Raw genomic sequence first — 8,181 nt, 5'->3', positions numbered from 1 at the left:
TTTCTTTGGGATATAGATATTGATTTTTGATTCTTGGAGATGTCTATTAGCTGAAGGTAAAATTGAAAAACTGATGTTTTGCGCCCAAAGTTAATCTCAAAATCATTACCACTCAGCAACGCCAAAATTTCTGCATAATTCACTGAAACTTTTTCTATCAACTTCCCCGCTACTCTAATTACTGAAACTTTTTCTATCAACTTCCCCGCTACTCTAATTCCCGACGCCCCTCCAACGCACGCGCCAAAGTTACCTGGTCAGCATATTCTAAATCTCCTCCCATAGGCAAACCAAAAGCAATGCGGGTCACTTTTGTAAAAGGTCTCAACAACTGACCGACATATAAAGTAGTAGTCTCTCCTTCCACACTCGGACTAATAGCAATAATCACTTCCTGAATATTTCCCTGACTAACTCGCCGCACCAAAGCTTGAATACTCAACTGTTCCGGACCAATACCATCCATCGGCGAAATGACCCCCCCCAGGACATGATATTCACCCTTATATTCCCGTGTTTTCTCCAAAGCAATAAGGTCGCGGGAGTCAGAGACTACACAAATAATTTCCTTGTCTCGCTGAGGGTTACGACAAATTTCACAAATAGGTTCAGCAGATAAATGGAAACATTTCTCACATAGACCTACTTTTTTCCTCGCATCAACCAATGCTTGAGCTAAAGCTTGAATTTCTGCTTCCGGGCGCTTAATAATATGTAGTGCCAGACGTTGTGCCGTTTTAGGGCCAACTCCAGGCAACATTTGTAATTGTTCAATTAATCTGGCTAAAGGTCGGGTATAAATTTTGGACTTCCTCCGATTCAGTTATCAGCTATCAGTTATCAGTTATCAGTACCAAACACTGTTTGCGCAGCATGACCTAGGAAACCATCCAACTTGATATACTGAAGTTTATTCTTTTCATTCCTTTAAAAAAATAGGCTTGAGACCTTATTTTTTAGTCACAACCTACTATTTGATTGTAGCGATAAATAGTTTTACTCTCAGAAAAAATCAATATTATAAATTCTTACTTTCTAACTTCTGGCTCCTGAATTTTGACTTCTGACTTCATTAAGGCGATCGCTCATGTAAACCAAATGTTACAAATTGAGGGCTTTTCCAGATTGAGCAGCTATCGTGGAAAAAGTAGTAATCATCTTAAGTCCATGAGTGAGACAAGAAAAATTAAGAGAACTATTATTATTTCCTTAGTACTAATCTCTTCAATTTCCTTAAAAGCTTGCACATCTCGTAGAGACAACCGCGAAGTTTATAGAAATCTTGAAGACTGTCGTAGAGAATGGGGAGGAGCAGACAGATGTGAACCAGTCACAGACGGAAGTTATTCATCTGGACACTATTATGGTCCTCATTACTACAGGTCTGGTGGTAGTATCTACTATTACCAGAATAGTAATAGTCGTTATCAACCTGTTCCCAGTAATGCAGGTATTCTTAAAAGTCCTTCGGGAAGGTCTGGAAGTTCTGTTGGTACGGTGACCAGAAGTGGTTTTGGTAGTAGAGGTGGTAGAGGTGGTAGTAGTTTTGTCGGTAGAGGCGGTGGTAAAGGTTGATATAGCAGAAGTTTCAAGTCAAAAGTCAAAAGTCAAAAGTCAAAAATTTAAAGTTTAAGGTTTAAAGTCAAAAATTTAAAGTCATCCCTGACTGACTTCTGACTTAGTTAAAAATGTCTGCGTATTTGTGTCGTGCTATAAAATCAAAAATTAAAATTTAAAAATAAGGCAGAAAATGAAACGGATAAATATTGAACCTCGTGCCAACTGGCAGCAGAAATGTGAAGCGGTTGGCTTTCATTTTTATAATATGTACGGAGAACCATATTGGGATGAGACTGCTTGTTATCGTTTCACCACTTCAGAAATAAATGAACTGGAAGTAGCAACTCAAACTCTACAAGAATTGTATATTGAAGCAGCAGAACGAATTATCCAAGAAGACCGTTTTTCTCAATTATCTGTTCCGGAACAGTTTGCGGAATTATGTCGCCAGTCTTGGGAACGGGATGACCCCAGTCTTTATGGTCGTTTTGACTTTGCTTATGATGGTGTCAACCCACCGAAGTTATTCCTTTCCATGTAAAGAAGTTAGGCAGTTAATATTTTGTTATTCTAAGAGAGAATTATCAGCAAAGGTTAATAGCTTACAATACCAACTTCAGGAATCAGAAAAAATTGCTGTAAAAGGAAAAAGAGGAAAAGGAGAACTAAGCAGGCGAGCTTCTTTATACTGGTTATATATAGAACTAATAGATAGACTTGGTAAAAACAACATAAATAGTATTAAAAGAGTCAGTGAAACTTTAGAAGCTTTAGAACAACAAAGAAGTTCTGTATTAAATGAATTAAAACCTTTAAGACCAAAAATATGCGATTATTGGGATAATTTTCAACAATTTTTCCAATTTATAAGTCAAACTGAGGAGAAAAAAGACTATATCAGATTAGAGAAGAGTCTGAATACGATAGTTAATAACTTCCTAACTTCTGCTGCTTACAAAACAGAGAAAAAAATAATTTTAGGCATAATAGATGAGGAAATAAAAAATAATGTAAAAAATATAAGTCGTTCTAAATTAAGAATGATTTACAAAATACAAAAGTTGATTATAGCTTCTTTCCAAAATAGCGATCGGGAAATTTTAGGAGATAAAATAAGTATTAAAGATGACAAGAATCAATTTTATAATCTAGGTGTCGAGAACGATAAAAAATTACAGTCAATGCTAGAAATGCGAGAGCAACAAATACAAATGTTACGTCAAAATAATTATGCTAAATTCTCAAAGATACAAAAAGGAAAATATATTGGAGATATCAAGAAAAAACTAAGCTATCATTACAGCGATAAATGTGAACATTGGAAAGCATTAATGTTTGATTTTCATTTCAATCAAAAAGTTTCCAATGAAATTATTTTACAAAAAAATCCTAGTTACTTTGATGAATTAGGCATAAAAGAATGTAGAGATTGTTAGAACTATAAAGAGAGGAAAAGGAATTTTTAACATTAAAGCAATCCCACTTTACAAGCTCTAAATTATGAGTAGTGAGATAGTATTTAGATACTAAATATAAGTTACATTTCAATCTAATACTAAACAGATTAATAATCATCTTTGTGTAATTGTCTATTCGAGCAATAATGATTAAAAAGTTGTTTGCCTCAATGCTCAAATATGAAGTATATCCCGTTTGTTTTAATGAATCTTTCCCAGAGACTTTATGGAATTTTGAAGTCTTTGCAACGTAAATTAGGATTAGAAACGGCAGAAATTGATGATAGTTCAGAAAGTTTAATTCGAGAATATGGTATATTTATGTTTCTCTTTGTATAGCAATGTGCGCTGGCATATTTACAAATTACAGGAGGTGTCCAATAGCTAAAAATCTTATATTATCAGCAATTTATTCCCCCAGATGAGCTGTTGCCTATTGCCTGTTGCCTGCGCACAGCGCTATAATTAGCAAAAAAATTCTTTGACTCTTTTTAATTACTTAATAACTGAAGTGTTACCTAAGTTAAGCATTAATGCATGGGAATTAGTATAAGTTATAAGGTGAGTTGCAACACACCCTACAACTGCTGAAAAGTAAGTATAGCAATTCCCATATTGGTCTTGTAATGCGTAAGTCCTAATTAAGATCAAAAAATTGGTGGTGATACATTTTCATTGTTTGTGCATTGTAATTATTTTTGTTACAAGACACCGTAGTGGGAGCATCTTGCTCCCGTACCAAGAATTTTTTATTCCTATCTACAATTACGCGAGCAGGACTACCAAAAAATTATTATTTGCTCACCCTATGAATCTACTTAACTTATAAGGTGCGTTGCAACGCACCCTACAATTGCTTTTAAATTTACTTTCTTCCTTCTTCCCTCTTCCTTCCTTTAAAAGGATCGCCTCCAATTAAAGAACTTTTCTAACATATTCTGCTGCCATAAATTCTTGGCATATTTCTGTTTTTTCAACAATAAACCAGCTTTACTATTTACCTCAGATAAAGTCGGATAAATATGAATCCCAGTCAAAGCAGAAACAGGCAACTTATTCGACATTGCCAAAACAATTTCATGGATTAATTCACCAGCAGAAATACCAACTAAATGCGCCCCTAAAATTTCTCCATTTCCTCTAGTAATAATCTTACCAAATCCAGTTGTAGCTGCCTCAGCTTGAGCGCGGTCTACACCAGAAAAAGGCTGCTTCAATACACAAACATCATCTCCAAAACGTTCCCTCGCTTGCTGTTCTGTTAACCCTACCCTTGCCAATTCTGGGTCAGTAAAAGTTGCCCAAGGAATAACCCGATAATTAGCCTTACTAATGGGAAAAAATAACGCATTTGTTAAAGCAACAACTGCTTCATGACCTGCTACATGAGTAAACTGATAACCACCAATTACATCACCACAAGCATAAATTTTAGAATTCGTAGTTTGCAGCTTTTCATTAACAATAATTCCCTGCTTTCCTACTTCTACACCAGCAGCATCTAAATTCAAAGATTCTACATTAGGCAACCTACCACCAGCAACCAAAATCTCATCAAATATAATATTTTTTCCACCTGCCGTAATTACTTTTTTCCCATCCACAACTTCTACTTTTTCCGCCCTAGTTTCTGACAAAATCTTAATACCTTCGGACTCAAATTGTTCCTGTACAACTAGAGCAGCTTCCGGTTCTTCCTTCGGCAAAATATGACTTCTACTAGAAATAATAGTCACATCACTACCAAGACGAGAAAAAGCTTGACCCAACTCGCAACCTATCGGTCCAGCACCAATTATTGCCAAAGAATTTGGTCTTTCTTGGAGAGAAAATACCTTTTCATTTGTCAGGAAACCAGCAGAATTTAACCCCTCCACAGATGGAATAGCAGGTCGAGAACCTGTAGCAACAACAAATGCTCTAGCAGTTAATTTTTTACCATCAACTTCAAAAGTTTTACGGTCTATAAACTTACCTTCTCCAAAAATAACTTCAACACCCAAACCCCTAAATCTTTCTGGAGAATCATGTGGTTGAATATTAGCTATTACTTGTTGAGCATGACCAGTTGCCTTAGCAAATTCAATTTCTGGGGGTTGAGTATAAATGCCAAACCTAGAAGCATTTTTTACTTGATAAGCAACACGAGAAGCATGAATTAAAGACTTACTAGGAACACAACCAAACCACAAACAATCACCACCAAGACGGTCACGTTCTACTAATGCTACCTTAGCTTTAAGTTGAGCAGCAGCAGAAGCTACAACTAAACCCCCCGAACCACCGCCAATAATCACAATATCATATTCAACTGCCATAATTTTACCTCTATAAAAATGGGAAATTAAAAGAAGGAAGAAGGAAGAAGGAAGAAGGAAGAAGGAAGAAGGAAGAAGGAAGAAGGGAAAATTGCTGATGGATAGTCAACTATCGGCCACTTCGTGTTTGATCGCCCTAAACAGAAGAAGGCAGAAGGCAGAAGGAAAAATTGCTTACTACTAAAAGTAGATTAATAAATAGCTTTAATATCAAAAAAATACGATATTTAATAGTATTAATTAGTGGGGAATATCCCAGAAGATCAACTCCGCATCTTCAAACCTTCCCCCCCCACTATTCCCAGTATTCAAGAACTCATAAATTACCGAATAATTAATAATTAAATAATTAAATAATTAAACAATTCAGCTTTATTAGCTTCCCCTTGAAAGGGGAAAAAAATAAATTTTTTCCTTATTGGTCAATCCTCTCCCTAAAAGGGAGAGGTAATTATCCATTATCCATTAATGAACTACCACTTCAAATCTCAAATCCAATAATTATTTAGTAAGCATTCCGCAGGAAATGCTTACATTATTTATTTAACTCTCAAAATATTAGTCAGGTATGAGAAACTACTGAAGATTAATTAAGAATCTATAAAATTAACAAACTATTAGACTTCTCGAGAAAAGAGAGAGTAGGGAGTAGGGAGAAATAATTGATAATTTCTGTACGACAATTTATTTGATTTTTGATTATTAGAGATGTCTATTAAATACACCCCCTGAATTTTACTGAATAATTAAGGTTTAAAGCCTCTCCTTTCAAGGAGAAACAAGCGGTCGAGGGATGGCGAGGTCTCCTCGCCATATCCAATCGACCAAGAGAGAAAAAATTTTCATTATTAGTCAATCCTATCCGTTTTCAAGGAGAGGTAATTATTAATTATTAATTATTAATTATTAATTATTAATTGTTGAAACTTGTTCTACAGTGGGTGTTTTAGTTGTACCCTCTGTAAAATTACCGAAGAATTTCTGACTAATCCAATAGGTTAAAATATGAGATAATAAGCCAAAAGGTCCGGCAAATAAACAAAGAATTATTGAGTGGATAGTCCAAACACCAGTACGTTGTCCTTCCCAATAAATCCAACGACCGACAAATAAATCCATGACCAGAAAATGAATCCATCCTGTTGCTGCAGCAGATTCTTCTCCAAAGAATTTAGCAATATCTGGCAAAGTAGGGTTGGATAAAGCAGCAGCAGATTCAGGGGTAATACTACTAATAAGTAGGTAAAGATAAAGGACGGCTAATAATACAAACGGAATAAAAGATTCCATGATTTTGCGAGTAACTTTCCAGTTAGGCAAAAATATTATTAATGTCCAAAATGGTAATACAAATAAGTTAGCACCGTTGAAAATTAGATCGATTGTCATTGTTAGTTATTGACTCCAGTAGGGGTAAGAAAATGTTGAAAGAACTTTTAAATAAATGTTATGCCATTTCGGCAAAAATGTCTCTAGGGACGATGGCTATAATTATCATTATTAGTATCTATAATTTGCCTGGAGTTGCAATAAAGTTAAGGAATCGGGAATTTCATACTGATAATCAGACAAATTCCCGACAGAATATATTCGCTAAAATAGAAGATATGGACATCAGTATGAAATTAGTTTCCGCTAATAATAGATTTGCCTTTCAACTATTTTCAGAAATTCAAAAATCACAATCAAATAAAAATATTTTTATCTCTCCGAGCAGTATAGCGATCGCTCTATCAATGACCTACAACGGTGCCGAAGGAAAAACCAGAGATGCTATGACTAAAGCATTAAATTTTCAGGGAATGAGTTTAGAAGAAGTTAATCAAGCAAACAAAGAATTAGGCATTTTATTAAATAGTTTAAATCCAGACATTAAATTAGATATTGCCAACTCAATATGGACCAAAAAAGGGATGTCTTTTGAGCCAACATTTATGCAAAGAAATCAAAATTTTTATCAGAGCAAGGTAAGTCAAATAGACTTCGAGCATCCTAGAAGTCCTGAAATTATCAACAATTGGGTCAACGATATTACTAAGGGCAAAATTGATAAAATCATCGAAAAACTCGAACCTAATACAGTGATGGTTTTGTTAAATGCTATTTATTTTCAAGGCAATTGGGAGCAAGAATTTGCAGAATATTCCACAAAAGAACAACCTTTTTATCTACCGAATGGCACAAAAAAACAACATCCAATAATGTTTCAATCATCTAGATATTTATATTACGAAGATGAAGAATTTCAGGCAGTAAGTTTACCCTATGGAGAAGGAGGAGTAAGTATGTATATATTCCTTCCCAAAGAAAAAGTAGGATTAGACAGATTTTATCAAATTTTAAATGAGGAAAACTGGGAAAATTGGATGCTGCAATTTGACTATTGTAAAGTAAATCTAGGCTTGCCAAAATTTAAAACCGAATATGAAATTACCCTCAATGATGCGTTGAAATCTTTAGGAATGGAGATAGCTTTTAACAAAAATAATGCTGATTTTTCTGGGATGCGTCCTATTCCACCAGAGTTATATATAGATGAAATTAAACATAAAACATTTGTGGAAGTTAATGAAGCAGGAACAGAAGCAGGAGCAGCGACCAGTATAACTATGGGAGTAAGAAGTGCAGAGATACCTGTTGATATGTTAGTCGATCGTCCCTTCTTTTTGACAATTACAGAGAATGATTCTGGCACTATTCTATTTATGGGAGAAATTACAAATCCAGAAAATTAGGGTGCATCTCAATGCGTGAATAAAGCCAAAAATTTATCGCTTTTAGGCAACAGGCAACAGGCAACAGGCAACAGGGAATATATAGGAAAAAAGTATTTTTGCAAATGAATG

The 8,181-nt window shown here is 34.8% G+C and carries 9 protein-coding genes; 5 read left to right on the top strand and 4 right to left on the bottom strand.

The annotated features are described in order from the left end of the window. Together F6K13_RS08555 and recR are read right to left on the bottom strand one after the other, a co-directional pair. On the bottom strand, nucleotides 1–200 hold a 200-nt coding region (locus F6K13_RS08555), incomplete at its 3' end, for a hypothetical protein (protein WP_287287208.1). A gap of 8 nt (nucleotides 201–208) precedes the next feature. Continuing rightward, a complete protein-coding gene (gene recR, locus F6K13_RS08550; protein ID WP_205127479.1) occupies nucleotides 209–802 on the bottom strand; it encodes a recombination mediator RecR in 594 nt (197 codons plus the stop codon). Nucleotides 803–1,056: 254 nt separating this feature from the next. Between recR and F6K13_RS08545 the strand changes: the two genes are divergently transcribed. The 4 genes from F6K13_RS08545 (at nucleotide 1,057) to F6K13_RS08530 (ending at nucleotide 3,356) form a co-directional block, all read left to right on the top strand. Further along, nucleotides 1,057–1,575, top strand: a complete 519-nt coding sequence (locus tag F6K13_RS08545) for a hypothetical protein (protein ID WP_287287207.1) — start codon at nucleotides 1,057–1,059, stop codon at nucleotides 1,573–1,575. Between the two features lie 175 nt (nucleotides 1,576–1,750). Next, nucleotides 1,751–2,101 (top strand): glutathionylspermidine synthase family protein, encoded by a 351-nt coding sequence (locus F6K13_RS08540; RefSeq protein ID WP_287243112.1) that lies wholly within the window; start codon nucleotides 1,751–1,753, stop codon nucleotides 2,099–2,101. Further along, nucleotides 2,061–2,996 carry a hypothetical protein gene (locus F6K13_RS08535; RefSeq protein ID WP_287243114.1) on the top strand — a complete coding sequence of 312 codons (936 nt, stop codon included), beginning with the start codon at nucleotides 2,061–2,063 and terminating at the stop codon, nucleotides 2,994–2,996. The genes F6K13_RS08540 and F6K13_RS08535 overlap by 41 nt, the downstream gene beginning before the upstream one ends. Before the next feature lie 225 nt (nucleotides 2,997–3,221). Next, a complete protein-coding gene (locus F6K13_RS08530; protein WP_287287206.1) occupies nucleotides 3,222–3,356 on the top strand; it encodes a hypothetical protein in 135 nt (44 codons plus the stop codon). Nucleotides 3,357–3,913: 557 nt separating this feature from the next. On the opposite strand, the gene F6K13_RS08525 is transcribed toward F6K13_RS08530, so the two are convergent. Both F6K13_RS08525 and F6K13_RS08520 read right to left on the bottom strand, forming a co-directional pair. Then, nucleotides 3,914–5,335, bottom strand: a complete 1,422-nt coding sequence (locus tag F6K13_RS08525) for an NAD(P)/FAD-dependent oxidoreductase (RefSeq protein WP_287243118.1) — start codon at nucleotides 5,333–5,335, stop codon at nucleotides 3,914–3,916. 906 nt (nucleotides 5,336–6,241) lie between these two features. Beyond that, nucleotides 6,242–6,724, bottom strand: coding sequence for an ABA4-like family protein (locus F6K13_RS08520; protein WP_124147062.1), 483 nt, complete (start codon nucleotides 6,722–6,724; stop codon nucleotides 6,242–6,244). Nucleotides 6,725–6,756: 32 nt separating this feature from the next. Between F6K13_RS08520 and F6K13_RS08515 the strand changes: the two genes are divergently transcribed. Further along, nucleotides 6,757–8,070 carry a serpin family protein gene (locus tag F6K13_RS08515; RefSeq protein WP_240039155.1) on the top strand — a complete coding sequence of 438 codons (1,314 nt, stop codon included), beginning with the start codon at nucleotides 6,757–6,759 and terminating at the stop codon, nucleotides 8,068–8,070. Nucleotides 8,071–8,181 lie beyond the last annotated feature (111 nt).

This window comes from Okeania sp. SIO2B9 (genome assembly GCF_010672505.1).
GTDB lineage: Bacteria > Cyanobacteriota > Cyanobacteriia > Cyanobacteriales > Microcoleaceae > Okeania > Okeania hirsuta.
The sequence above is the reverse complement of the archived record's forward strand: the minus strand, read 5'-3'. Positions and strand labels throughout refer to the sequence as shown.

Coding starts and splice junctions, on each gene's coding strand:
- F6K13_RS08540 (WP_287243112.1), top strand. CDS start 1,751: ATGAAACGGATAAATATTGAACCTCGTGCCAACTGGCAGCAGAAATGT.
- F6K13_RS08535 (WP_287243114.1), top strand. CDS start 2,061: ATGATGGTGTCAACCCACCGAAGTTATTCCTTTCCATGTAAAGAAGTT.
- F6K13_RS08530 (WP_287287206.1), top strand. CDS start 3,222: ATGAATCTTTCCCAGAGACTTTATGGAATTTTGAAGTCTTTGCAACGT.
- F6K13_RS08525 (WP_287243118.1), bottom strand. CDS start 5,335: ATGGCAGTTGAATATGATATTGTGATTATTGGCGGTGGTTCGGGGGGT.
- F6K13_RS08520 (WP_124147062.1), bottom strand. CDS start 6,724: ATGACAATCGATCTAATTTTCAACGGTGCTAACTTATTTGTATTACCA.
- F6K13_RS08515 (WP_240039155.1), top strand. CDS start 6,757: ATGTTGAAAGAACTTTTAAATAAATGTTATGCCATTTCGGCAAAAATG.